Annotated in this window: 24 protein-coding genes and 1 pseudogene; 6 read left to right on the top strand and 19 right to left on the bottom strand. The window is 45.4% G+C overall.

Going from position 1 to position 25,145, the window contains the following annotated elements; genetic code table 11:
• The coding region (locus tag FC62_RS04835; protein WP_476726771.1) for an RlpA-like double-psi beta-barrel domain-containing protein at positions 1 to 259 on the top strand (259 nt) is incomplete at its 5' end.
• Between the two features lie 73 nt (positions 260 to 332).
• On the opposite strand, the gene FC62_RS04840 is transcribed toward FC62_RS04835, so the two are convergent.
• The gene (locus FC62_RS04840; RefSeq protein ID WP_054745713.1) at positions 333 to 893 is read right to left on the bottom strand and encodes a helix-turn-helix domain-containing protein; all 561 of its coding nucleotides are present in this window, start codon (positions 891 to 893) and stop codon (positions 333 to 335) included.
• A gap of 86 nt (positions 894 to 979) precedes the next feature.
• Between FC62_RS04840 and FC62_RS04845 the strand changes: the two genes are divergently transcribed.
• Positions 980 to 1,387, top strand: coding sequence for a hypothetical protein (locus tag FC62_RS04845; RefSeq protein ID WP_054745715.1), 408 nt, complete (start codon positions 980 to 982; stop codon positions 1,385 to 1,387).
• Between the two features lie 137 nt (positions 1,388 to 1,524).
• Here the strand turns inward: FC62_RS04845 and FC62_RS04850 are convergent, their stop codons facing one another.
• A complete protein-coding gene (locus tag FC62_RS04850) occupies positions 1,525 to 2,634 on the bottom strand; it encodes an LCP family protein (protein WP_054745717.1) in 1,110 nt (369 codons plus the stop codon).
• Between the two features lie 217 nt (positions 2,635 to 2,851).
• Here FC62_RS04850 and pepF point away from each other — a divergent pair, with 217 nt between their 5' ends.
• Positions 2,852 to 4,663, top strand: a complete 1,812-nt coding sequence (gene pepF, locus FC62_RS04855) for an oligoendopeptidase F (RefSeq protein WP_054745719.1) — start codon at positions 2,852 to 2,854, stop codon at positions 4,661 to 4,663.
• Between the two features lie 566 nt (positions 4,664 to 5,229).
• On the opposite strand, the gene FC62_RS04860 is transcribed toward pepF, so the two are convergent.
• From FC62_RS04860 to FC62_RS04900, 9 genes and pseudogenes are all read right to left on the bottom strand, one after another.
• On the bottom strand, positions 5,230 to 6,021 hold the full coding sequence (locus FC62_RS04860; protein ID WP_056947240.1) for a metal ABC transporter permease: 792 nt from the start codon (positions 6,019 to 6,021) through the stop codon (positions 5,230 to 5,232).
• Positions 6,021 to 6,692, bottom strand: a complete 672-nt coding sequence (locus FC62_RS04865) for a metal ABC transporter ATP-binding protein (RefSeq protein WP_141322598.1) — start codon at positions 6,690 to 6,692, stop codon at positions 6,021 to 6,023. The genes FC62_RS04860 and FC62_RS04865 overlap by 1 nt, the downstream gene beginning before the upstream one ends.
• A 91-nt stretch (positions 6,693 to 6,783) precedes the next feature.
• On the bottom strand, positions 6,784 to 7,590 hold the full coding sequence (locus FC62_RS04870) for an amino acid ABC transporter substrate-binding protein (protein WP_056947243.1): 807 nt from the start codon (positions 7,588 to 7,590) through the stop codon (positions 6,784 to 6,786).
• 20 nt (positions 7,591 to 7,610) lie between these two features.
• A pseudogene (locus tag FC62_RS04875) lies at positions 7,611 to 8,186 on the bottom strand (amino acid ABC transporter ATP-binding protein); the annotation flags it as partial.
• 70 nt (positions 8,187 to 8,256) lie between these two features.
• Positions 8,257 to 8,904 carry an amino acid ABC transporter permease gene (locus tag FC62_RS04880; protein ID WP_056947246.1) on the bottom strand — a complete coding sequence of 216 codons (648 nt, stop codon included), beginning with the start codon at positions 8,902 to 8,904 and terminating at the stop codon, positions 8,257 to 8,259.
• Between the two features lie 467 nt (positions 8,905 to 9,371).
• Entirely contained in the window at positions 9,372 to 10,280 is a 909-nt protein-coding gene (gene rsgA, locus FC62_RS04885; protein WP_056947250.1) for a ribosome small subunit-dependent GTPase A, read from the bottom strand.
• A gap of 468 nt (positions 10,281 to 10,748) precedes the next feature.
• Positions 10,749 to 12,689: a PTS fructose transporter subunit IIABC gene (locus FC62_RS04890; RefSeq protein WP_056947253.1), complete on the bottom strand. Its 1,941-nt coding sequence runs from the start codon at positions 12,687 to 12,689 to the stop codon at positions 10,749 to 10,751.
• A 28-nt stretch (positions 12,690 to 12,717) separates the two neighbouring features.
• Complete coding sequence (pfkB, locus tag FC62_RS04895) at positions 12,718 to 13,632, bottom strand: 1-phosphofructokinase (RefSeq protein WP_054745726.1); 915 nt, start codon at positions 13,630 to 13,632, stop codon at positions 12,718 to 12,720.
• A complete protein-coding gene (locus tag FC62_RS04900; RefSeq protein ID WP_054745727.1) occupies positions 13,629 to 14,387 on the bottom strand; it encodes a DeoR/GlpR family DNA-binding transcription regulator in 759 nt (252 codons plus the stop codon). The genes pfkB and FC62_RS04900 overlap by 4 nt, the downstream gene beginning before the upstream one ends.
• 200 nt (positions 14,388 to 14,587) lie before the next feature.
• Here FC62_RS04900 and FC62_RS04905 point away from each other — a divergent pair, with 200 nt between their 5' ends.
• Positions 14,588 to 16,042 carry an ABC transporter substrate-binding protein/permease gene (locus FC62_RS04905; RefSeq protein ID WP_082611609.1) on the top strand — a complete coding sequence of 485 codons (1,455 nt, stop codon included), beginning with the start codon at positions 14,588 to 14,590 and terminating at the stop codon, positions 16,040 to 16,042.
• Positions 16,043 to 16,045: 3 nt separating this feature from the next.
• Positions 16,046 to 16,789 carry an amino acid ABC transporter ATP-binding protein gene (locus tag FC62_RS04910; protein WP_054745728.1) on the top strand — a complete coding sequence of 248 codons (744 nt, stop codon included), beginning with the start codon at positions 16,046 to 16,048 and terminating at the stop codon, positions 16,787 to 16,789.
• A gap of 85 nt (positions 16,790 to 16,874) precedes the next feature.
• Here FC62_RS04910 and pyrE read toward each other — a convergent pair whose 3' ends face one another.
• Together pyrE and pyrF are read right to left on the bottom strand one after the other, a co-directional pair.
• Positions 16,875 to 17,519, bottom strand: a complete 645-nt coding sequence (gene pyrE / locus FC62_RS04915; protein ID WP_054745729.1) for an orotate phosphoribosyltransferase — start codon at positions 17,517 to 17,519, stop codon at positions 16,875 to 16,877.
• A 1-nt stretch (position 17,520) separates the two neighbouring features.
• Positions 17,521 to 18,234 carry an orotidine-5'-phosphate decarboxylase gene (gene pyrF, locus FC62_RS04920; RefSeq protein WP_056947260.1) on the bottom strand — a complete coding sequence of 238 codons (714 nt, stop codon included), beginning with the start codon at positions 18,232 to 18,234 and terminating at the stop codon, positions 17,521 to 17,523.
• Between the two features lie 305 nt (positions 18,235 to 18,539).
• Between pyrF and FC62_RS04925 the strand changes: the two genes are divergently transcribed.
• Entirely contained in the window at positions 18,540 to 19,769 is a 1,230-nt protein-coding gene (locus FC62_RS04925; RefSeq protein ID WP_054745731.1) for an MFS transporter, read from the top strand.
• Positions 19,770 to 19,868: 99 nt separating this feature from the next.
• Here the strand turns inward: FC62_RS04925 and FC62_RS04930 are convergent, their stop codons facing one another.
• The 6 genes from FC62_RS04930 to FC62_RS04955 form a co-directional block, all read right to left on the bottom strand.
• On the bottom strand, positions 19,869 to 20,135 hold the full coding sequence (locus tag FC62_RS04930; protein ID WP_054745733.1) for a hypothetical protein: 267 nt from the start codon (positions 20,133 to 20,135) through the stop codon (positions 19,869 to 19,871).
• 172 nt (positions 20,136 to 20,307) lie between these two features.
• Positions 20,308 to 20,748: a GNAT family N-acetyltransferase gene (locus tag FC62_RS04935; RefSeq protein WP_056947262.1), complete on the bottom strand. Its 441-nt coding sequence runs from the start codon at positions 20,746 to 20,748 to the stop codon at positions 20,308 to 20,310.
• 264 nt (positions 20,749 to 21,012) lie between these two features.
• The gene (locus FC62_RS04940; protein WP_056947265.1) at positions 21,013 to 21,357 is read right to left on the bottom strand and encodes a hypothetical protein; all 345 of its coding nucleotides are present in this window, start codon (positions 21,355 to 21,357) and stop codon (positions 21,013 to 21,015) included.
• A 155-nt stretch (positions 21,358 to 21,512) separates the two neighbouring features.
• Complete coding sequence (locus tag FC62_RS04945; RefSeq protein WP_056947268.1) at positions 21,513 to 22,259, bottom strand: aspartate/glutamate racemase family protein; 747 nt, start codon at positions 22,257 to 22,259, stop codon at positions 21,513 to 21,515.
• Between the two features lie 11 nt (positions 22,260 to 22,270).
• Complete coding sequence (locus FC62_RS04950; protein WP_054745737.1) at positions 22,271 to 23,815, bottom strand: UDP-N-acetylmuramoyl-L-alanyl-D-glutamate--2,6-diaminopimelate ligase; 1,545 nt, start codon at positions 23,813 to 23,815, stop codon at positions 22,271 to 22,273.
• A gap of 61 nt (positions 23,816 to 23,876) precedes the next feature.
• Positions 23,877 to 25,145: a D-alanyl-D-alanine carboxypeptidase family protein gene (locus FC62_RS04955; RefSeq protein WP_054745739.1), complete on the bottom strand. Its 1,269-nt coding sequence runs from the start codon at positions 25,143 to 25,145 to the stop codon at positions 23,877 to 23,879.

A 25,145-nucleotide genomic window follows, 5' to 3' on the forward strand; every position in this document is an offset into this window, starting at 1 on the left:
AACATTCAAGATTAGTTTCTACGATCCAGCAGTCCTGGGGTCAAATATGGGTTATGGTGGCGTTGCCGCAAACCTCTCGGTTTTCCCTAAAGGAACTCGTTTGAAGATTTCGATGTCAAATGGTCAAGTATTATACAGAACCGTCAATGATACCGGTACCTTTGCATATTCAAACCCACGTCAGTTAGATGTAGCAATGCCAAATAGCTCAATTCCATCCGCTGGTATCTTATCAGCAACGGTTGAAGTTATTGGCTAACAAGTACATTATACATTTGAATAATTAATCACCAAGAGAAATACGACAGCCGAGATGACGGTTGTCGTATTTTTTATTGGATGTGAGTCCTGATACTTGTGAGAATCGTGAGGATGTCAGCGATGAGTATGATACTCAAAAACAGGTTAATTACTAGCACACTCCAGTAGATCAATAGATTGACCTTACTTGTTCTTTCCCATCTGAACGCTGAAGCAAGGTACTTTAGTGCCAGTATAAAACCCAGAAACGGAATAATGACGGAAATAATTAAAAGTACAATATTTCGCGGTTGAATATCATCAGTATTGCGGTTGTCGTCAAAATTCAACCCCGCTTCATCAGGCGCTATACCGAGCAACTCTGCAGCAGAGAGTGAATAAAGTTCACACAGCTGACCAATACGTTCCACGTCCGGATAAGATAAATTGTTTTCCCATTTTGAAATAGATTGGCGCGAAATATTCAACTTCTCTGCCACTTGTTGCTGTGAAAGGCCGGCCTGTATTCGCGCATCTCTTAATATATCAGCTCGCGCATTGATGATCCCCACTAATAATTTAGTAATTTGACAATAGCTGATAGACAGCGATTGCCACTGAGTATAGTCTTGTTTTTGTAGTTGCGCAACCACTAGTTTCTAGTCAATTTATTCGATTTGCGCTACATTTTAGTCAGTCAACGTTGATCAAAATTAAAAAAAAGAAAAGAGAAAATATTTTGAATAATAAAACAGTTCTCAAGGGAATTTTAGCATTGCTCTCACTGACTTTAGCTTTGCTTGCCCTTGTTCAATTGATTAAACATGACTATTGGCAATTCTCTTCTGACCTCATTAGTGCAATAGTTATCGGAACTGTTGCTTATCTTTCTACCACAGACAAAGATAGTACGCCTACTAGTCCAACACATAATTATGGAGATAACGAAAAGATGGTCGAACATCTAACACTAACATTATTTAATCGACTTCAACTTGTTGTTTTTGCTGTGAGTTTTATCTTATACTTTCTTACCGCCAAAAATTTTGTTTGGGGAATAATCGGTATTTTTGACTTTTCTTCCTGGGCTATCCTAATGTTGCTGGAAATTATTATTGGTATTGTCTATTCGGTGAGGAAGCAATAACGTTACTAAAGTAGTAATCAAGTGACCTTAATCGATTAACTTTTGGGTTCTCCTGCACTCAACAACAAAGCACAAAGAAGAACCATCTCCCATTTTGTAGCATGTTCGGGAGATGGTTTCTCTTTTAGTTAGAATTCTTAATAACCCTGCCACGGCATCGTATCACTATCTTTATCATATATAATATAGTTTGTGAATGCATTCAAGTCATTCCAATCAACCAACGTATTCAGGCTATTCTGTCTAGTTAATTCGTTGTCTAACTCCTCTTTATCTATACCCAGTGCACCACGGACCTTGTCCGAAACACGCTGCAGTTCGGTTGTGGCGGCAACCTGATATGCTGCTCCACCAATCCAGGCGTCGTGACCATGGATGTAATCAGACTTGATATCACCAGCCGCGCCACGGTAATTCATCGCCAGATTCATCATGTCATCAAAGGACATGTCCGTCTTGACGTACTTCGCCACGACCTTCAGAATCTTTTGGTAGTTAGAGATACCCTTCATTGACAGACCTTCATGAACGATTGATGTGATCACTTCACGTTGTCGCTTCTGCCGACCATAATCACCCTCCGGGTCTTCCTTTCTCATTCGGGCATAATCAAGTGCCTGCTTACCGGTTAAGTGTTGCCTACCCTTCTTAAACGTCGTGTTGTAGGTAAAGTCGAACTTAACGTTCACATCGATTCCACCAACAGCATCAACGAGGTTCTCTAACGCCTGCATATCAACTTCTACATAGTAGTTAACCGGCACATTCAACATACTCTGCACGGTCTTTGATGCAGCTCTCACTCCATCAACATTATAGGCGGAGTTGACCTTGGCCATGTAGAAATTATTCGTTCCTTTGATTTCTGCTAGCAAATCCCGTGGTACAGACGTTAATGTCGATTTCTTCGTCTGTGGGTTGATGGTAGCAAGAATCATCGTGTCAGAATTTCCCTGGTCTTTTCTGCCCTCAATTCCTGTATCCACCCCCAGAATCAAGACCGAGATTGGTTTCTTCTTGGCGACTTTCTGTGAGACCTTACCATTTGGCCGGTACGCCTGGTTTACCGTGTGCTGAATCGAAAAGTAGGCCTTCAAGCCATAACCAACGCCGAGTGCCACAGCCATAATGGCGACGAGCCCCAGAACCTTAGTCCATCTTCTCCCGGCTTTAGGCGGGGTTTCTTTCTTGAACACAGTATTTCGGGTTAGTTTGTCTGGCTTGTTCTTGGTGTGATTATTATCCATGAATTATCCTCTATCGCTTTGTTCTTGCTGGATCAATTAAATTACGAAATTAAGCACTTTCTATAATACAAGTCCGGCAGGTCCTTTGCCTAGCTTTTTCACCAATATTTATAAAAATCCAAAAAAGTCACGAAAAACGAAAAAAATCGGCCCGTGATTAACAATATATGATAATGTAGACTTAATTAATATTTTCTTTTCATTAGGAGGAAGAAACGTGACCGATGCATCGCATTTACCAAACCGCAACGATGTCCCAGAGGAATTAACATGGGACTTAACTAAAATCTTCAAGGATGATGCTGCCTGGGAGGCCGCATTCAAAGATGTTCAGGGGGAATTACCCAAGTTAGAACAGCTAAAAGGAACACTAGGTAATTCTAGTACTACTTTATTACACGGGATTAAGACAATCCTTGGTGTCTACCGCAAGCTTGAGTCTGTCTATGTCTACGCCTCGATGAAGAGTGACCAAGATACCAATAATTCAACTTACTTAGCACTCGACTCACGCGCCTCATCACTCTATGCCAAAGTCGCTGCAGCAACTTCGTTCTTCGATCCTGAGGTCCTAGCAATTGACGAGAAGCAGCTCGCGCATTTCATTGCTAACGAGCCAGACCTTGCTCAGTACAAGCACTACCTAGAACAGATTACCCGTCAAAGAGCACACGTACTGCCAGCCGAACAGGAGAAGTTGTTGGCCGGTGCACAGGATGTTTTCTCAGCCTCACAAGACACCTTCAACGTGTTAACTAATTCCGATATGGAATACCCGTTCGTCGAGAACGAGGATGGTGAGATGGTGCGTCTTTCAAACGGCCTCTACAGTATCTTGCTCGAGTCAACCGACCGTGAACTACGCCAGGGTGCCTTTGAAGCAATGTACCAGACCTACGGCCAGTTCAAGAATACTCTAGCGACTACCCTTTCTGGTGAAATTAAGCGCCACAACTTTATGGCCCAGGTCCACCACTATCAGGATGCGAAAGAGGCAGCTCTCAGTGCCAACAATATCCCACACGTGGTCTACGATAACCTCATCAAGGCGGTCAACGAACACCTGCCTCTCCTGCACAGATATGTCAAATTACGGAAGAAAATCTTAGGTGTGGAGAAGCTCCATACTTGGGATATGTACGCCCCACTAACTGGTGAACCGAAGATTTCATACACATACGATGAAGCACGCGTCGAAGCAAAGAAGGCACTGGCACCACTTGGCCCAGACTACCTTGAACACGTCGACGAAATCTTTAACAACCGCTACATCGACGTCGTCGAGAATAAAGGGAAACGCTCTGGTGCATACTCAGGTGGCGGTTATGATACCCCACCTTACGAATTATTGAACTGGCAAGATAATATCAACAACTTGTACACACTAGTCCACGAGACAGGCCACTCAATGCACAGCTGGTACACGCGTCACAATCAGGAATACGTTTATGGTGCCTACCCAATCTTTGTAGCAGAAATTGCCTCAACTACAAACGAGAACATCCTGACGGAGTATTTGCTGAAGACGCAAACGGATCCTGAGGTCCGGGCGTTCATCTTGAACTATTACCTGGATGGCTTCAAGGGGACCATCTTCCGGCAAACCCAGTTCGCGGAATTCGAACAATGGATTCACGAGCAAGACGCTGCAGGCCAGCCGCTCACTAGTGAAGTGATGTCAGACTTCTACGGTAAATTGAATCAGCGTTACTACGGCGAGGCCTTGACTAAGGATCCTCAAATCGCCGACGAATGGGCGCGCATCCCCCACTTCTACTACAATTATTACGTTTACCAATACTCCACCGGCTTTGCTGCAGCAACCACACTGGCTGACGGCGTCACGAAAGGCAAGGAGGGCGCACAGGAGGCTTACATTAACTACCTAAAATCTGGTTCGAGCATGGATCCAATCGACACAATGAAACAAGCGGGTGTCGACATGACCGAAACGGCTTACTTGGATCAAGCATTTAGTATTTTCGAGGAACGCTTGAATGAACTAGAACAATTAATCGACCATAAGTAAGTATAAGCTAGCGTTACTTTACGGCAACCTGGCCAGAACAAAAAAGGATACCTCTTCTGAGGTATCCTTTTCTTGTGTTGAAATTTCCGGATTTTTTATCCGCTATATTAAACGGTTCGCCCACGATTGAAGATCTGATTACCGCGGTTATTGGACTTTGATGGTCGAACTTTCTCGACGTTCTTCTCACGCTGCACAAAGTTCTGACGCCTGATCCACTAAATCTGCTCCAAGTGGTCCTTCTTCATTTCTTTCTTCGTTCTCGTATTAGTTTCAACCATAATAAGCCTCCTAAAAATAAAATCATGACTGGAGGATTAATTTATTTTTACGGCAATCACCTCCCAAAAGCTGTGTTGATTAACAATTCGTCAACACTACACTTATTGGCGGGTACACAAAAAGGTAGAGTTGATGAGTAAACTATAATTCTCATCGGTCTCTACCTCTTGTGGTATATATCTAATATCTGATTTGAGCTAATCTTAGCACTTGTTGGTGCCGCTTACAAATATAAATCGCTTTTTTCAAGAAAAAGTTACGCTAAATCACTCGGCAAATGATTCCTAGTTATGTTTGAGATGATAGACATAAACAATTAAATAGAAGATTACTTCGATGGCGGAGATGAAGAACGTGACAGGTAGGTTAGTCAAGTAGCCGAGTAGCAGTCCCCCCCAGACACCGGCCAGCGCAAGCCCAACTGACCAGGCAATCATCTGCGGTACCGTTTTACCTAAGAACTTTGCGGTTGAAGCAGGTAAAGTCAGGAGGATGAAGACTAACATCGAACCGACTATTTGTGAGCCCACGCTCACACTCATTGCCAGCACGATCAAGAAGATCACGCTCAGCATGTTCGTTTTCAGTCTATGCGCCTGTGCCCCCAGATAGTCAAACGACGTGAATTTCAAGCCGCGGTAGAAGATTGCGATAATGAACAGTACTACCACTGACAGAATCACGAGGCGGGTTACGCCAGATAAATCAACGCCGATGATACTACCAAAGAGAATACTCGTAGCGTAGCGACTACTTGACGAAGAGATTGAGAGGAAGAGGATTCCGAGGCCAATGAACAGAGCAGAAATTGCACTAATTGAAGACTCCTTCTGCGTGGTCCTGAGGCTCAATCCACCGACGCCAACCGAGCCTAGCAGCGTAAACAACAGCATCCCCCACAACGGTGAAATACCGAGAAAAACCGCAAAGGCTGCCCCGGCAAAGCCAATCTCGGAAAGTGTATGTGCCAGAAAGCTCAGGTTACGGGCGACAACGAAGACACCTACAACCCCGGTGGTGATGGCAATAAATGTGCTGGCTAGAAATGCGTACCGCATGAAATCATATGCAAACATTAATCTAACACCTCACGTTCATTGAAATCTCTCATTTTACCCGTCGTAATCTCCCCACTATCGAAGAACACGTAGTCATCCATGTGCTCATGGGCGAGTGGTATGTCGTGTGTTGTGAAGAGAATCGTCAACCCTTCTGATTTGTTGAGCTTGTCTAGAACGTTTAGCAGAGTCTCTTTCGCAACGGGATCTAGGCTAGCAGTCGCCTCATCTAAGATGATTAAATCTGGCTGCTCTAAAAGTGCCTGAGCCAGATACGCGCGCTGTTTCTGACCCCCACTGGCTCGGCCTAAACGGTAGTCAGAAATTTCTGTGAGCTCCGTCTTTGCTAGTACATCTGCAACGCGCTTTTTGTAGGCAGCATTCTTCACCAAAGGGGCATTCAGTTCGATGAAACTGCGTAACGACAAGGGATAGTCCTTATCAATGTTACGAAATTGGGGTACGTAACCAATCTTGATCGGTCGGTTGTCCACATCGCCCAGGGTAATCGAGCCACTAGTTGGCGTCAAGATCCCCATGATAATCCGAATCAGCGTCGTCTTACCAGAACCATTCTCGCCCAGAATCGCCGTCTTTGAACCAGGTGTCAACTGGAAGTTTAGCCCACTGAAGACCACCTGATTATCGAATGTCATTCCTAAATCGTGTACCTCTAGAATATTCTCCAAATTAATTCCCCAAATACATTTACTTACTATTAATTAATAACTTTAACTTGTTAAATTTAACTGTATTTGAGCAAAATTGCAAATATAACCGCTACTTTTCTGGGATCGACAGATCTTCTTGGAACCAGCGCTCGCTTAATTTGGTCATCGTGCCATTTGCCTCCAAGCTTTTGAGTGCAGCATCGATCCGCCCCTTCAACTGCTGATCCTGTGGCCGCATCCCAATAGCGAAAGTTTCTGGCATAAATGGTGTTTCAACCAGCTGATACTGCTCCTTCTCACCAGATTCACGAACATAATAATTAATGTAAATGCTGTCGCCCATGATTGCGTCGATTCGCCCAGCCTTAAGGTCCAGGAACGCATTGTTGAAGGTATCGTAGAGGACCGTCTCCTTTACCCGTTGTTTCAACAACTGGGGCTTCTCATCGTAGAGCATCTGTCCGGATGAACCCTGTTGCAGACCAACCTTCTTCCCCGTCAGGTCAGCTATCTTAGTGATATTACTCTTCTTTCTGGTAATCACAACCTGTGAATTACTGAGGTATGACTGGCTGAACAGCACCGATTTCTCCCGGGCAGGCGTCTTACTGTAGCCGTTCCAGATAAGGTCAATCGTCCCATTCTTCAGCTCAGTCTCTTTCATGTCCCAATCGATCGGCTGAAAAGCAATTTTTTGCTTAATCTGCTTGCTCACGGCCTGCGCTAAGTCGATGTCGAAGCCAGTCAATTCACCATTCTTCGCCCGAAAACCCATTGGCACAAACGTCTCATCCAGCCCGACGATGATTGTTTCTTGGCCAGCATTTACCTGTTTAAGATCACGCGTCAACCCACAGCCGGTGAGTAATAAGAGGGTGCCGAATAACGTTAAGATACCAATAATTTTGTTTTTCATCGGTTTGCTCCTGTCTTCTCCTATTGTAGTGGTTCTAGCGTGAAAGTCTGGTCTGCAATCTGTTCGGCGAAAGCCAGATCATGCGTGACCACAATCTGGGTGATCCCGTCTAGCTTCAATCCATTAATCAGCTCAGCCACGCTGCTGGAGAGTGCTGGATCGAGCGCGCTGGTGGGTTCGTCATAGCAGAGAATCTCTGGCTTGAGCGCCAATGCACGCGCAATGGCCACCCGCTGTTTCTGTCCCCCAGAAAGTTCGAAGGGGTAATTATTCTGCTGTTCGGTTAACGCCAAGCGTTGGAGCAACTCTAGCGCCTTTTGTTCAGCGTCAGCCGCACTCATTTTCAAAACCAGCTTCAAGGGTAAAGAAACATTCTCTAGGGCGGTGTATTGAGGAAATAGATTGAAGTCTTGGAAGACCACCCCAATTTTGCCACCTACTTTCGTCGAAAGCTCCCCGGTGACATCCACTCCATCGAGTAAAACCTGGCCAGCATCGAAACTGGTCAGACCAGTAAGTACGCGCAGTAAAGTTGTTTTACCCGCACCACTAGGTCCAACTATCGTCAGGGTCTCGCCGGTTCTGGCCGTCAGTGAGACGTCTTTTAAAATTTGCTTATTATTACTTCTCTTAGTAATCTGTTTTAGCTCTAACATATTCTCTCTCCTAACGGTAATAACTAAACTTCTGTTCCAGACGCTTCAACGAGAACGTTAACAGACCTATCAACAACAAATAGATTAAACCTACACCAACGAGGGGAAGCAGCGTAACATCTCTTGCCATAGCGATATTTCCTGCACGCAGCAAATCGCCTAAACCGATGACGTAGACCAAACTAGAGTCCTTCACCAAGTTAATTACCTCATTCCCTAGTGCTGGCACAACATTCTTCAGCATCTGAGGTAAGGTAATATAGCGTAATGTCTGCCATTTAGTAAACCTTAGCATCTTCGCGGCCTCTACCTGACCACCATCGATACTGGCGAAGCCACCACGAAAGATTTCGGCAAAGTAGGCTGCGTAGTTTAACGTGAAGGCGAAGATTGCTGCCGTATACCGTTCAAAAACGAGCCCGATGAGCGGTAGCCCATAGAAGACGACAATTAATTGGAGCAACAGCGGCGTGCCCCGCATCAACCAGATAAAGGCCTGGATAACAGCTTCTAGAATCTTGATTTTCGATCGCAAAATTACCGCCAGCAGTAAACCTAACGGAATCGAGATTACCAGGGTCACGACGAAGATGTTTAACGTCATCAAGGTCCCGTTCATCAACGCAGGGAAAATTTCACCTAAGTATTTAAAATCCATCTTTCTACCTCCACAAAAAAACACCCCCGAAGTCGTTTTGACTTCGAGGGTGTAAATACACGGTCCCACCTCAAGTTTGCAATACTCTCACGAGCAGTGCCTCAAGCAGTTTGTAACTGCAGTGATATCGGTTCAACCGCATTATTTCCATAATGATCGCCTATTTGACCCGTCGGCTGTGCGGATTGGGAGTCATAAGCTTTTCCAGCGACCAAGCTCTCTCTGAAATGACCGATCCAAAACATCGTCCGACGAAACATCAAATTTGAATTGTGCTAAGCATACAAGTATTTATTTTTACTGTCAATAGAAAAACGGAAAAATAATTTAAAATGGTAAACCAAAATTATATTGGACGATTTGAGCTAGCTGGTAAAAATCCACATCACTCATCGTTTCAATAAAAGATATCGAACTCCCCGCACTGGCGGATGTATCAAATAAATAGACCTGTGCAGCAATCATACCTAATTTAATCGTTTACCTTTCTTAATATCACGCACCGCTTTGGCGCCAGACTTACCACCAAAGTGACGCCTAAACTTATCCGCTGCAATCTCGGTTGTATTCATTCGCGAATATCTATTCTCGCGCGAAATCTTGAGGTAGTTAGCAAAGCGCTCGGCTGACAGTTTGCCAGTATCAACTGCCTCAATAATGGCGCATCCCGGTTCACTTTTGTGGGTACAATTACGGAACTTACACCGTGTTGCTAATTCCTCAATATCAGCGAAAGTGGCGCTGGAGTCACCAGTATCAACTTGGAGTTCCCGCATTCCTGGTGTGTCAATAATCTGCGTTCCGTTTGCCAACGAAAAAAGTTGACGGTTAGTTGTTGTGTGCCGTCCTTTAGAATCACTCTCCCTGTTTTCGCTTGTCGCCATGGCCTCATAGCCTAATAGCCGATTAATTAGCGTTGATTTGCCAACCCCGGAAGAACCAACGAAAACTACTGTTTGTGGATTTTGTGTTAGAAAATTAGCAATTTCAGAAAAGTCACTGTCACTTGTGACGAAGGTGGTTACACCTAAAGCAATTTCACTAACTTGCGCTAACTGATTTTCTAAATCAGTGGTTAAGCCTGCCTTCGTCAGAACAATCACTGGCTGTGCGCCACTGTCCCAGACAATTGTGAGGTACCGCTCCATTCTCCTCAAGTTGAAGTTATGGTCTAACGCCATCGTGATAAACACGGTATCAACATTAGCCGCAATTGGCTGTACACCTTGACCAACGCCAGAACTTGCTCTAGATAAAAGGCTTTTGCGCGGCAAGATACGATGGATGATCGCAACATCATCATTCTCGGAGTAACTTACCTCAACCCGATCGCCAACAACAGGATATTGTTCCACAGAACTGATTGAGTATGCCATCTGTCCAGATATCTCCGCCATAACTTGGTGATTGCCAGAACTTTCATTGACAGAAATTAAGTAGAGTTGATGGTTCTGCGAAATTACGGTTGCATATTTATTATTAGGCGTGTTTGATTTTTTAATTTTTAACCCTTTAATTAAATATTACCGGGTTCTAGTCAAAAACCTTAGTTCTTTATTTATGCCAGAGACCCAGTAAAATAATCCCGACTATTTGTGCTAAAACTGCCACCATTGCTCATACAGCAAATCCTCCTTTGCTTTATTGCTCTAGTATAGAAAACATCATTAAGAAAATTGCGCCATTCGTGAAAAAATAGTTGCTGTGTTCAAGGACTATAAAAGTATCTGAGGGCTAGGTATTTAGCCCGCCAAAAAGGCGTTAGACACTTTTGCCTAACGCCTTTTGAGTATAAACTGGGGAAATTTGTAAAATTAGGGGGTCAGTTCAATTCTCCTATTTCATTATCCTGCTTGAACCACAGGTTTCTTCCAGAAACCTAAAATAACTGCAGAGATAATTGCGCCAATAATTAATGCAACTAGGAAGCCAATTAAGTTGTTTGAGAGGAAGAGTGCGGCAAAGATTCCGCCATGTGGTGCTGGAACACTGACATGCATCAACTGTGATAATGCACCGCCGATTGCCGAACCAATTACACTTGAGGTAATGATTCTTAATGGATCCTTGGCAGCGAACGGAATGGCACCTTCAGTAATGAAGGAGATCCCGAGAACGTAGTTTGAAATTCCTGCTGTGCGCTCTTCTTTGGTCCACTTCTTTGGCCAAACAGATGTTGCAATTGCAATCGCAAGTGGTGGAATCATCCCACCAATCATCACTGCTGCCATTAAATCCCCGTTTTTCGTTGCGGTAAATGCACCGATAGCGAAGACATAGGCCGCCTTGTTAAATGGACCACCCATATCGATGGCCATCATTCCACCAAGCACGCCACCTAAAAGAACGGCATTTGCTGTACCCATGTTCGACAAGAAATTCGTAATAATTCCGTTGAGGAAGCCAAAGACTGGGTTGACTGCGAAGAACATCAACGCACCCACAGTGGCTAAACCAAGAATTGGCAGGATGAAGATTGGCTTCAGCCCTTCTAATGACTTAGGCAAATTTCTGAAGACTCTCTTCCAGAATAGGGTCACGTAACCTGCGAGAAAGCCGGCAACCAAGGCTCCCAAAAATCCGGCTGGCGAGTCTGACTTCACGATACTTGCAGCTGCAAGAGATGCCATGTACCCACCAACAAATCCTGGCATGAGGGCAGGACGATCACCGATTGCTTCAGCAATATACGCTGCTAATACGGGAAGTAAGAAGCTAAATGCCCAGTTACCAACATGATTAAAGAACGTGAACCAAAGTGAGTGGGCACCGACAAAGTTCTCGATGGCAAAGGAAGCCGCCATCAAGATACCGCCACCAACGACGAATGGTAGCATATTCGAAACACCATTCATCAAGCTGGTATAAACTTTCCGTCCTGCCGACTCATTGTCGCCAGTGGTTGTTTCCTCCACCGTCTCATTATTTGCAGCATGGAAAGTTTGTCCCTCATTAGCGAGAATATCGTTAATCAGTTCCTCCGGCTTCTTGATTCCGTCAATGACAGGCCGATGAATCAGTTGCTTACCATCGAATCTATCCATCGCCACCTTCTTATCAGCAGTAATGATTACACCCTGAGCACGCTTGATATCGTCGTTAGTCAAAAGGTGCTTCACGCCTTCCGAGCCGTTGGTCTCGACCTTGATATCGATACCCAATTTCTCACCAGCTTTTTTTAAAGCCTCCTCTGCCATGTAGGTGTGGGCGATTCCCGTAATACATGCAGTAACTGCAACAATATACGGCTTCTCGCCATTTGTCGCAGCAGACTTTGTTGCCTGGGCGGCCTTTTCTTTCTGATCTGCAGCAGCATCCCGCTCCTCTTTTGCACTCTCAGCGGCACTAAACAACGCGATAATCTCGTCAGGCATTGTGGCGTTCTTCAACTGAGCCACCAGATCAGCATCGATTAGTAGACCAGATAAAGTAGCCAATGCCTGCAGGTGCTCGTTATTTGCTCCTGCTGGCGCTGCAATCATAAAGAACAAGTGAACCGGTTGGCCATCTAAGGCGTCATACTGAACGCCTGCCGCGCTCTTTGCAAACAAAACCGTCGTCTGTTTAACTGCATCGTTCTTTGCATGGGGCATGGCGATACCATCACCAATTCCGGTAGTTGACTGGGCTTCGCGCGCGAGTATTGCTGCCTTATACTTGGCAGCATCCGCGATTACGCCCGCCTGGACGTCTTTAGCAATCATTTCGTCAATCGCGGCTTCCTTCGTCGTCGCTTTTAGGTCCATGATCATCGCATCTTTATTTAAGATATCTTTGATTTTCACTTTTACACCTCGAAACTTCCTCTAAATTTTAACTAACTTCTACAACCTCAATTTGTGGAATAATAGCGGCGATTTGGCTCGCATTGGCGATGTCCTTGGTGAAGGTTGTGGCACCACCACATGCCATCCCAATCTTGAAGCTCTCAACCGGATCTTTCGTCCTGGCAAAAGTCCCGACGAAACCGGCAACCATTGAATCGCCAGCACCGACCGAGTTAACCACTGTTCCTTTCGCCGCGTTCGCATGGTATACATGGTCCCGTGTTACCAGATAGCCACCGGCACCAGCCATCGAAATCAAGACATGCTGTGCACCCCGATCGAGTAATTTTCGTGCTGCTACAACCAGCTCATCATCGTTGGCAAAAGTTGTTGTGAACAATTCCGCCAGCTCGTGATGATTAGGCTTGATGACTAGTGGTTCGTAGGCTAGTGTGTCAAGCAATGCCTGGCCTGTTGTGTCCACAACGAACTCTGCGCCCCGCTCTTTAATCACCGGAATCAAACTCTGATAGAAATTAGCAGGCAAACTTGGCGTCAGGCTACCGGACATGACGACGGTGTCCCCCTCCTGCAAATTCTGCAGCTTCGTCTTAAATGCTTCAATTTCGGTTGCCGAAATTTCAGGACCGGCACCATTAATCTCCGTTTCCTGACCCGCTTTTAGCTTCACGTTGATCCTGGTTTGGTCTTTAATCTCCACAAAGTCGCTCGTAATCCCTTTGGCAGCAACTTGCCGAGCTAGTTCACCACCAGAGAAACCACCGACGAAACCCCAAGCGGTATTCTCTTGCTCAAGCTGGTTTAGAATTTGGGAGACGTTGATTCCCTTGCCACCAGCCAAGAAATGATAATTCTCCGTTCTGTTAACCTCACCAAGCGTCAGTTGGGTCAGCTCGATAACATAATCAATCGCTGGATTGACAGTAATCGTATAAATCATTTGTGCACCACCTCTAAGTTTAATTTATTTGGTAAAATTGCGCGTTTGGTTGGTGTGAGCGCGTTGGTCACCAATTGAACATCAGCAAAATCCGCAAACTTGGCAAACGTAGCAATCCCAATCTTACTCTCATCAGCCACCACGATGCTTGTCTTAGCACGGTCAATTACAGCCTCTTTCAAAGAGGCCTCCTTCAAGTCGGGTGTAGTAATTCCCGCGTGTTCAGAGATTCCGTTTGCACCCAAGACCGCCACTGAGAAATTCAGGGCATTAATCTGCGCGATGGCGCTAGCACCAACAATGGCCCTTGTGTCGTTCTTGATTTGGCCGCCAATGAGAATCGTATCTAACCCCTGGTTAGTAGCGGTAATTGCTGTATCAATCCCGTTCGTCACAATCACCAGATTCTGCTCCGGCTTCAGGTAGTTAATCACTTCCTGGACCGTCGTACCCGCATCGAGATACACAACATCATTTGAACGGATATACTTTCCAGCAACGTAACTGCCCAATTTCACCTTCGCCGCCTTATTGAGACTCTGGCGTACCTGCTGTTTGATATCCTGATCGAGTTTAATCACGGACCGCACGCCACCATGGATGCGGCGAACCAATCCAAGATTTTCAAGTTCTTCCAAATCACGCCTAATGGTTGATTCCGATGAATTCGTCAATTTAGCAAGTTCGCTGAGCCTGCACATCTCATGCTCGTTGACGTGCTTGACGATGAGGTCTTTTCGTTTTTCTGTTAGCATTTTTTATTTCTCCACGAGTAATTGTAAACGCTTAAAAAGTTAAAAGCAATCATTTTCTTTCAAAATATTCCATTTTCTTTCAAATTGATGCAACAACACTAATTATCCGATACATGTCAGCTTTCCTAACGCAAATTCTGGAAAAATAACCCTAAAAATGTTGTAATGGTTACCATGGTTTAGAAGGAAAGAGGATTAATATGCGCAAAACTAACCGATTTTGGCAAACACTAGCACTTTTTACTGCAATAGTTTCATTTGGGTTGTTCACCCAGCAGAACCCGAAAGTCTTTGCCAAAACATTGACGGTCGGCACTAGCAACACGTTTGAGCCCTACGAAATTGAGGATAAAAACGGTGGCTATGAGGACGGTAACAATGGTTTCGAAATGGATCTTTTCAAAGAAATCATGCAGAACACCGGCATGAAATACGATATTAAAATCATGAGTTTTAACGCTCAAATCCAATCAGTTCAATCTGGACAGTTGGATTTGATGATTAACGGCATGAGCGTGACCGAGGAACGTAAGGAAAAGTTTGACTTCACTGACTCGTTTTACGATGCTGGCGCCGCCCTCGCCGTTAACAAGAAGAGTAAGATTAACTCTCTTAAAGATTTGAAGGGTAAGAACATCGGTGTCAAGGTTGGTACAACCGGTGCTGAATACGCCCAATCAATCAACAAGAAATACGGCTTTAAAATCAAGTATTTCAACGAGTCGAATCCAATGTGGCAGGACGTGGAGAACGGCGGTATTGACGGTTCAATTGATGAGGAAGTCGTCCTCCGTTATGGCATCAGAAACGGCCTTGATTTAAAGATTGTGACGAAGCCAGCCGATACGATGCCCATTGCGATTGCGGTCAAGAAGGGCCACAATCAGGAGTTTCTCAAGAAATTCAATGCCGAGCTGGCGAAGATGAAGGAATCTGGTCGACTACAGGAGATTATCGACCAATATTTAGGCGATAACGCAAACATCAAGACAGATACGGCATCCGAAAGAACAATCTTCGGGCTCATCAAGAAGAACGGGCCCCTGCTCGGTAATGCCATTCTGGAGACGTTGAAAATCTCGATTATCGGTATATTGACCGCCACAATCTTCGGCGTCTTACTTGGTGTTCTGGGCATTCAGCGAGGCAAGATTCTACCAGGAATCGCTAGCACAATCATCTACCTCTTCCGGGGGCTACCAATGATGGTCCTCGCGTTCTTCATCTATATTGGTCTGCCTGACGTCATCGGGCAGAAAATCCCGTTGGGCGTTGCTGCAATTATCACACTCACGCTGAATGAGGGCTCATACATCGGTGCCTTCGTTAAGGGCGGTTTCCAGTCGGTAGACATCGGACAATGGGAGGCCTCACGGAGCCTCGGTTTGTCCTATCAAAGAACACTTTGGAAAGTAATTGCACCACAGGGCATCAAGTTCATGATTCCATCGTTCTTGAACCAATTTATTATTACAGTTAAAGATACCTCCATCCTCTCGGCTATTGGCCTGATGGAGTTAACGCAAACGGGTTCGGTGATTATCGCCAAAAACATGGAAGGTTTCAATGTCTGGGCAATCATTGCCGTTATTTACCTAATTATCATCACTAGTTTGACCTGGCTCTCGAAGCTGGTTGAAAGGAAGATTCGCTAACCAATGGAGAATAATATCAAAGTTAAGGTTAATGACCTGCACAAATATTACGGCAAGAATAAAGTCTTGAAGGGTATCGACCTGGAGATTAAAGACGGTGAGGTCGTCTGCATGATTGGACCCTCAGGCTCTGGCAAGAGTACATTCCTCCGCTGTTTAAACCGGTTGGAGGATCCAACAAGTGGCCAAATTGTAATTGATGGCTATGACATCAGCGATAAGAAGACCAACATCGACAAGGTTCGCCAGAACATCGGTATGGTGTTCCAGCACTTCAATCTTTTCCCCCACCTGACGGTCCTACAAAACATCATGTTGGCTCCCGTTGACCTGAAGAAGGACACGAAGGAAGAGGCTCGAACAAAGGCGTTTAAGTACCTCGAAATTGTCGACTTAGCTGATAAGGCGGATGCAAAACCAGCCTCACTCTCTGGTGGGCAGAAGCAACGGGTGGCCATCGCCAGAGCACTGGCGATGCAACCAGACATCATGCTCTTCGACGAACCAACGAGTGCTCTCGACCCAGAAATGGTTGGTGACGTACTTGATGTCATGAAGCGACTAGCCGCCGACGGAATGACGATGGTCGTCGTCACCCACGAGATGGGCTTTGCCAAGCAAGTTGCCGATCGCGTCGTCTTCTTCGAAGATGGCGTCATCAAGGAAGACGGCAATCCAGAGCAAATTTTCGACCATCCACAGGCACCGGAGACCAAACGTTTCTTGGATAAAGTCTTAAATATCTAATCGGTTCAATTGTTACTAGGAAAAACAAAAACTCGGATCAATCTAATTGGTCCGAGTTTTATTATGCTATTTTTGCAGGAGGTTGCTAAATGGCGCTAACTGCCCGCCCGTAACCCCAAGGATCATCTTTCCACGTGCGGACTAGAGCCAAATCAGCATCACTCATATCTCCTTCCGAATTCACCGTCTCAATTAAATCAGTATATGTCGTCAGTGTCTGGAGGCGAATATTGGCGTTGGTGAAATTGGTCAAACTATCTGGTAGCTCATAGGTGAAAATAGCTGCAACACCCGCCACCGTGGCCCCGGTCGCCTGGACAACCTCCGCTGCGGCCAGCACGCTGCCGCCGGTCGAAATCAAATCGTCTATTAGTACCACCTGATCCGTTGCGTTCAGCTTACCCTCAATTTGGCTATTTGTCCCATGATCCTTCGCCTTTGAACGAACATAGATCATTGGCAGATTGAGCCGCTCAGCTACCAGTGCCGCGTGTGGTATACCTGCGGTAGCCACACCACCAATGACCGTCGCCGTCGGATAACGCCTCTTAATCAAGTCTGCGAGACAGTTAGCGATGTACATTCGCTCCTCTGGAAAGCCGATGATGAGGCGATTATCAGTGTAGATTGGTGCCTTAATACCACTTGCCCAAACAAACGGCTTGGCCGGTTCCAGTGTCACAGCCCCAATATGTAATAAATCGTGTGCTACCTGCGTTGCTACTCTCATTTTATTTTCGCTCCCATTCTTGTTTGATTAGTTGGTATGTCGCGACTGGATTCGTTGAGCTCGTGATTGAACGGCCGACCACGATCCCATCGCTACCAAGTGAAACTGCCTGGCTTGGCGTCACAACTCGTTTCTGATCATCCTGCGCATCGTTTTCGAGCCTGATGCCCGGATTAATCGTCAGGAATGCACTACTCGTTGCTTGGTGAATTAACTCATCCTCAACGGCGGCAGCAATCACGCCATCAGCGCCGTTCTCGTATGCTAGCCGTGCTAGATGAACAACGGACTCTGCCATCGTGGCATTGACTAGCTGCTCAGACTTAAGCTGATGCTCACTCATGGAGGTTAGCTGTGTGATTGCGAGAAGTTTCGGTCCCACCACACCAAGTTCTTGACTCCCCTTAACCAGTCCCCGCTTAGCTGCCTGGAGCATCTCAGCCCCACCACTGCCGTGAACGGTGACGTAAGAGACACCTAGTCGACCTAGCTGGCTCATTGCCTGTTCAACTGTATGGGGAATATCATACAATTTCAAATCCAGAAAGACGCGTAGCCCCCTGGCAATCAGCTCACGGACGAAATCAGGGCCTTCCATATAGAACAACTCCATGCCCACCTTGACTGCCAATCCATCTAGCTCAGGAAATTCGGCGAGAAAATTCCAGACTTCAGTCCGGTTTTTGAAATCCAGCGCAATAAATATCGGTCGCATATCTTGTCCTCCTGATGAAATAAAAAAACCGTTTCACCCCGAGAAGGCAAAACGGTCCACTTGACCCTGCACTACGGCAGAGATAACGGTATACCTTCTTAGTCTCACGGGGCTAAATTTAAAGATATTAATTTACATATTGGTTAATAGCTTAGCCGATAAATTCTCACTCGTCAAATAATTTCTCAGAAAAATTCAACTTGAAATTTTAATTTATTCATGTCACAATTGTGTTCGATTATGAATCACAGTTACACCAGCAAAATAAAGAATGACAGAGAGCATTCATTTTGGAGGAATTGAATATGGAAACAACTGTTACAGACCACTCGTTGTCAACAAACCAGAAGTGGACGATTGCATCAACCTCGGCAGGATTCGCGCTCGAGAACATGGACGTCATGTTCCTCTCATTCGCGCTTTCCTCAATTATCGCTGATTTACACCTCAGCGGCGCCCAGGCTGGGCTCATCTCGTCCATCACCAATCTCGGAATGTTAGCGGGTGGTATTTTATTTGGTCTCATCGCGGATAAGTTTGGCCGCGTGAGGACCTTTACATATACCGTCTTCATCTTTGCGCTTGCAACGGGGGCCATTTACTTCACCAAGAATATTTATTTCCTGTACATCATGCGCTTCATCGCCGGTATCGGCGCCGGTGGTGAGTATGGCGTTGGCATCACACTCATTGCCGAGAGCTTTGATCACAAAAAGATTGGAAAGATGACTTCCATTGCGGCGATCGGTGGCCAAATCGGCGCAATTTTCGCAGCCGTGATGGCCTCGATCATCATTCCCAAACTAGGTTGGCAAGCCCTATTTCTGCTCGGACTCATTCCCGTTGCACTAACTTACTTCATTCGTCGCCACCTCAGCGAGAGCCCCGAATTCATCGCCTCTAAAGCTGTGCCTGCGGAGAGCAAAGTCAAAATTAGCATCGGTTCGTTGTTTAGAACCCCGAAGCTGGCCTTTCAAACTAGTGCTTTGATGTTCATGGTTTTCGTGCAGATTGCAGGCTACTTTGGCCTGATGAACTGGTTACCCTCAATCATGCAACAGAAGCTGGGCCTGTCCGTTTCAGGCTCCTCAATTTGGATGATTGCCACCATCATCGGCATGATCATCGGGATGATGACTTTCGGTCATATCCTGGATTTCTTCGGGCCAAGACGCGCCTTTGGTATCTTCCTCATCGCCTCTGCCCTCTCGGTTTTCAGCATCAATCTTGTTTATAACGAAATCTCACTGTTGATTGCGGGCGCAATCCTTGGCTTCTTCTCAAACGGCATGTTTGGCGGCTACGGCGCGGTAATTAGTCGCCTCTATCCCACAGAGATTCGTTCGACTGCCAATAACGTCATCGTGAACGTCGGCCGGGCAATTGGCGGGTTCTCATCCGTCGCCATCGGCTTTTTAATGGATTTCTACAACTTGGTTGTGGTCATGGGCTTCCTGAGTGTACTCTACCTCCTGAGCTTCATCGTCATGCTGAGTATTGGCAACCTGAAGGGCCTCTCCATCAGAAACAAGTGAACTGTCACTCTAGAGAATGCATGAGTAAATTAATTAGACGAAAAAGAGCTTTGACACAGTCAGCAGTGGCTGGTGCTCAAAGCTCTTTTTTTCTTTACTTTATTCAACCGCAATAACTGCCGCTGAATTTTTGTCCAACGTGATGGTCACTGTTGTATTGTCATAGTCAGAGTGTTCCACTACAGTTGCCGTGGTTGCTGCAATTGTCAACACGTATCTCGTCGTTCCTTGCGACAAAATTTGGTATGAATCATTGCCAAGCGGGGTGAGTATCTGGGCATCAGTCACACCCCAAACTTGTTTAGCATAGTTCCAATAACCACCCGTTAGCTGATCTTGGCCGGTTTCGTACGCGATGTAGCCCATCGCAGAGTTCACAAGTCTCTGTTTGAGTAAGAAATCACTGTTTGGCTGCGGAGCTTCTTTCTGCTTAACTGGTGCAGCAACCGCTTCTTGTTGGAACGATACCTTGATTTTGATATTGCTATACTTTTGAATTTTGGAAAGACATTCTGTATGTAACCAAAATTAACGTGTGTTACTCTACTTTGAAATTAGTCCATTCAATATGGTTATACTGCATGACATCTTCTGATTTTTTCATTCCAAGTTTTTTATAGAATGGAATAGCATTTTCATTCGCAATTAAGTAAACCGCAATATTCTTCTCACCGCCAGCCATATCATGTGACATCTTCATAAGTGTTCTGCCTATCCCTTGCCCTTCATAATCCCTGTCAACGCCTAAATCTGTCACGTAAAGCCAATACACAAAATCTGTCAAAGCAAATAGAACACCAACAACTAAACCGTTCTTATTTCTTGCAACGAGACTAATTGACACATTGTCAACAAGTTGGGATATTCTTTCTTCAAAACGTTCTTTTGGATATTGCGACCCTAAGTCGGTACGCTTAAGAAAATCTATATATTCTTTTGCAGACAAACGTTCTCGTTCAATTTTTATTCCTGCATTCATCAAGTCGTTTCCTCCCTATATCTTATATGCATCTTCGTCATCCATCTCGCCCACTCAAAAACCCCAACATCCAATCCACCGCCTAAACTATCTCCTTGACAACCAAATTGGCAACTCAGATTTCCTGTTATCCAAATCACAGTCTAAACTATACCGATTTTCGCCCTTGATATGTTTAGGTGGACTGTTATTTTTTTCATTTTCACTTACTTACTAAAATTTCAATATCGCCAAATGCCCATATATCAAGGGCTTTCTCACCTACTATCCACGGACCTTAGACATCAATACACAGCACTCCACATGCCCTGTTGTTTGTGCTCCTTTGTTGCTCACTTGACCACTATTTGCTGCAGAACTCTGAGTTTTAGGTGCTTCGGCGGTCGTCTCGACAGGCGTGTTTTGCGCCTTGCGCTGGGCTTTGGCTTTTATTTTTACTTTAGTGTTAGTGGGGTTCTTCCTTGAGCTATCAGCATTTTTTTGTTTAACTTTTGGAGTCGTCAAGGAGTCAGCGCTAGCAGAATCCAATTTCTGGCCAGCACAACCGGTTAATGCGCCGCCAACTACCATAACTGTCAATATAATAAATAATAGAGAACGTTTTCTCATGACTCTGACCTCCCGCACAACATACTTGATTACTAATATATTATATCTTGTAACCCAACTGTAATCTATTGGTAAAGCAAATGCAACTTTTTGCCCGTTTTTTTCTACCAGCAAGTACAAAAAAAGCATTTCGCTTGAAATGCTTAATTTACGTACTAATTTAAATACTTTGCCAGCGCATCCGCTGTTGCCTTACCCTGACGAATAGCGGTCGCGGCTTCGATGGTCACGTCGGCAATAATACTTTGCGCATCTATGACCTCATATGGGTGATCAGGCGCCAATTCTTGGGCTAACGACAACTCCGTACAACCGAGTACTACAACATCGACGCCATAATCGTCGTGCATCTTGGCCAGGATCCGGTGATACAATGCGGCATCGACTTCGCCCTTCTCCTTGATGTGGTCGTAAATCAGTTCGTCAACGAGCGGCTGAATCTCGGGTCCACCGAGTTCAACCTCCTTGCCAACACGGCGAATCTCGTCCTTATATATCCCATCGGTGATGGTGCCGCGCGTAGCAATCAGTCCCACTTTTTTAATTTGCGGATATAATTCATTTAGTTGATTGGTTGCAATCCTTGGCATATGAAGAAGCGGGACATCCGTCACATCCTGTAATTCATCGTAGAAATAGTGTGCCGTATTGCAGATAATCACCATGAACTCAGGATTCAGCTGACTTTGTTGTGCCACATCCTCCAGTAGATCAGGCAGAAAGCTTGGTTTAGTGTGGTCCAAGATATAACTTGTCCGGTCAGGCACACTGGCATGATTCACCAGGATATAGTCTAAGTAATCTTGATCCCTGGTAATTGTAAGTCGATGGTTAATCAGCCTGAGGTAACTTTCTGTCGAAATAGTGCCCATCCCACCAATCACTGTAAAAAATTTCTTCATAATCGTACTCTCTATAATTCTGCAATAACGCGTTTAGCAATTGCGAGATCAGATGCATACGGCTTGTCAATTCCTCGCACTTTTTGCATCATATCTTCACCCTTACCAGCTAATACGACAATCTCGCCGGGTTGACTATTCTCAATCGCCGTCTTAATCGCCTTAGCACGATCAAGCTCAATGGTCACCTGGACCTTGCTGTGATCAATGCCAGCATCAATCTCACGTGCGATATCGAGCGGATCCTCGTAACCAGGATCATCAGTCGTCAGGTAGGCCACATCGGCGTACTCCGTCAACGCCTGGCTAAATCCGGCTCTTCTAGAAACACCTTTATCTCCAGGTGAGCCAACTACTACGACCACGCGCGGACTACTGAATTCACGTTTCAAGAATGAGAGTAGTGCCTCCATACTTGCCAGATTGTGGGCATAATCAACGACCACTTCACCGTGATCCTTGGTCTTCAAGGTTTGCATCCTTCCTGGAATCCTTACGTCCTTAATCCCAGAAGCCGCAGTATCATGTTTGACACCGGCAAGTCCACCAGCAATAATCGCAGCAGTTGCGTTTAACTCATTGAAGTCCCCAATAAGACTCAACTCGTACTCACCATCAATTCCTAAATCTTTGGTTTTGTCAGTGGCCGTGTACAATTCAAAGCGACTCTCATGCATGTCACTTTCAATATTGTCAACCCGGACATCAACGGTTGGAAGCCCTGCAGGCTGGAGGAAGTCATTACTGCTAAATAGATAAATGCTATCAGGATTCGTTGTGGCCTTTGCCGCAGCGTACACATCAGCCAGATAGTCAGTTTCTGCGTTGATGATGCACTTGCGTGAGTTGACCATCAATTGCAGTTTAGAGTGCAGGTAGTCTTCGAAATTTGGGTGCTCGTTTGGTCCAATATGATCAGGTGTGATATTCAGGAAGAATCCGAGGTCGTAGGTCAAACCAAACACCCGACTCTTCTTATATGCCTGTGAAGAAACCTCCATTACAAGGTGCGTCATCCCATTATCAACGGCAGTACGCATATCGCGGAATAAATCGAGTGACTCTGGTGTAGTCAGGTCAGACTTAAATTTCTGATCAGGTCTTGGCCCGACGACACGGTCGACAGAGCTAAACAGCGCCGTTGTCCCACCATTTTGCTGATCGAGGATCCCCTTTAATAAATAAGCAGAGGTCGTCTTACCCTTAGTTCCCGTATAAGCAACAACGTACAGATCATCCTGGGGGAAACCGTAGAACGCGGCCGATAACAGCGACATCGCTTTTTGCACATTGCGCACGATTAATGCGTGCATCCCCTTACCCTCTGGATAGGGCTGCTCAGCTACATAGCAAATCGCTCCGCTGTTCTTGGCCATCGTCAAAAATGTCGGGCGGAAATTCTTACCTTTACAGAAGAAAAGTGTGTCCACCTCCACCTTACGGGAGTCGTAGCTCACGGACTGCATCTTTGTAGGCAATGCATCTTGGATTGCACTACTTTTTAATATGTGATGCTCCTTTAAGATTAAAATACATGCATCTAATGAAATTGCCATCTAACTCTCCTACCTCGTTACTAAATTAACTCTGATTATAGCATAGTTAGCGTTTTAGCCCTTAGAATAAATTACCAAAAAACTCACCAATTCCTTGGGCCAGCTTCTCGAAAATGTTCTTCTCTTTGACGTTCTTGGTCGCAACCAGTTGAGCATCGCCACTAAGACCAGGTAGGTATCCTAATCCGTCATCCTGTACTTTAATTGTGCCGAATACTTCGCCCTTCTTAGCAGAATTTACCTTTGTCTTGTTCAGAACGATCTTTGTCTTGTCTGTGGTGTCATTGTGGGTCCAGACGACAACCGGCTGCTTAGACTCAAGCTTAACGGACTTTTCCTTGCCATACTTCAACTTGACAGGCTTGACAATACTAGTGTCACCCTTTTCGTAGACCGTCTTCTTCGTCCAATTAGCATACACGTGCCGCATTACTTGCGCAGTTACTTTGAATCGCTTACCCTTGTCGTCCTTAGCGCCACCTGCATCCATCACAACAGTCAGAATGCGGTACCCACCTTCCTTTGTGGTACCAACAAAGGATTCACCGGCAGCGTCTGTCGTTCCTGTCTTCAAGCCATCAACTGTGAGATCAGCATAGCTGTCAACCTGGTTAGGTAGCATCCGGTTAAAACTGTGCATTGTAAATTCATCCACACCGCCCTTGTCAAATACCTTTTCGGCGATCTTCGTAATGTTCAAAATCTCAGGGTATTTCTTGAGTAAGTGTCTGGCAACTACCGCTAAGTCAACCGCAGACATCTTGTTCTCGGCCTTAGCATCTGTGCCTTTGACACGCAATTTTGCCGGAATATTCTCGTTATTTAAGCCGCTGACATTGACAATCTGCGCATCGTTTATGTCCCACTTCTCCAGTTGTTGTTGCATCATCTTAACAAACTTAGCTTGTGAGCCCGCAACCCGGTCTGCTAGTAGCATCGCGGCTGCATTTGATGAATAGATCCAGCCAGATTCATACAGCTCCTCCACCGTGTAACTTTCGCCTGCAGTCAAGGGAACATTCGACAGGGCGGGATCCTGACTAAATTTAGCAATATCTGCAGGTACCTTGATTGTGTCATCCTGCTTGATTTGACCCGACTTAATCGCATCTTGAACCAAGTAGAGGGTTACCATCTTGGTGATTGAGGCAATTGGCAAAGATTCATCTGCATTCTGTTTGAGTAATACCCGTCCGGTTTCTAGGTCCACCGCTAGTGCGGCCTTAGCATCAATCTTCGGCTCTGCGGCTTCTACTTTGACGGCTGTTGTCGCGCCCACCCCTAAAAACATTGTAATGACTAAAATAATTTGAATTAGTTTCTTTTTCAC

This window comes from Amylolactobacillus amylotrophicus DSM 20534, from assembly GCF_001434555.1.
GTDB lineage: Bacteria > Bacillota > Bacilli > Lactobacillales > Lactobacillaceae > Amylolactobacillus > Amylolactobacillus amylophilus.

Bases quoted from the DNA above. Each gene is read 5' to 3' on its own strand.
- FC62_RS04905 (WP_082611609.1), top strand. From the start codon at position 14,588: ATGCGCAAAACTAACCGATTTTGGCAAACACTAGCACTTTTTACTGCA.
- FC62_RS04950 (WP_054745737.1), bottom strand. From the start codon at position 23,815: ATGGCAATTTCATTAGATGCATGTATTTTAATCTTAAAGGAGCATCAC.
- FC62_RS04910 (WP_054745728.1), top strand. From the start codon at position 16,046: ATGGAGAATAATATCAAAGTTAAGGTTAATGACCTGCACAAATATTAC.
- FC62_RS04935 (WP_056947262.1), bottom strand. From the start codon at position 20,748: ATGAATGCAGGAATAAAAATTGAACGAGAACGTTTGTCTGCAAAAGAA.
- FC62_RS04860 (WP_056947240.1), bottom strand. From the start codon at position 6,021: ATGTTTGCATATGATTTCATGCGGTACGCATTTCTAGCCAGCACATTT.
- FC62_RS04870 (WP_056947243.1), bottom strand. From the start codon at position 7,590: ATGAAAAACAAAATTATTGGTATCTTAACGTTATTCGGCACCCTCTTA.
- pyrF (WP_056947260.1), bottom strand. From the start codon at position 18,234: ATGCGACCGATATTTATTGCGCTGGATTTCAAAAACCGGACTGAAGTC.
- FC62_RS04925 (WP_054745731.1), top strand. From the start codon at position 18,540: ATGGAAACAACTGTTACAGACCACTCGTTGTCAACAAACCAGAAGTGG.
- FC62_RS04900 (WP_054745727.1), bottom strand. From the start codon at position 14,387: ATGCTAACAGAAAAACGAAAAGACCTCATCGTCAAGCACGTCAACGAG.
- rsgA (WP_056947250.1), bottom strand. From the start codon at position 10,280: ATGGCATACTCAATCAGTTCTGTGGAACAATATCCTGTTGTTGGCGAT.
- FC62_RS04850 (WP_054745717.1), bottom strand. From the start codon at position 2,634: ATGGATAATAATCACACCAAGAACAAGCCAGACAAACTAACCCGAAAT.
- FC62_RS04930 (WP_054745733.1), bottom strand. From the start codon at position 20,135: ATGGGCTACATCGCGTACGAAACCGGCCAAGATCAGCTAACGGGTGGT.
- FC62_RS04945 (WP_056947268.1), bottom strand. From the start codon at position 22,259: ATGAAGAAATTTTTTACAGTGATTGGTGGGATGGGCACTATTTCGACA.
- pyrE (WP_054745729.1), bottom strand. From the start codon at position 17,519: ATGAGAGTAGCAACGCAGGTAGCACACGATTTATTACATATTGGGGCT.
- pfkB (WP_054745726.1), bottom strand. From the start codon at position 13,632: ATGATTTATACGATTACTGTCAATCCAGCGATTGATTATGTTATCGAG.
- FC62_RS04880 (WP_056947246.1), bottom strand. From the start codon at position 8,904: ATGGATTTTAAATACTTAGGTGAAATTTTCCCTGCGTTGATGAACGGG.
- FC62_RS04940 (WP_056947265.1), bottom strand. From the start codon at position 21,357: ATGAGAAAACGTTCTCTATTATTTATTATATTGACAGTTATGGTAGTT.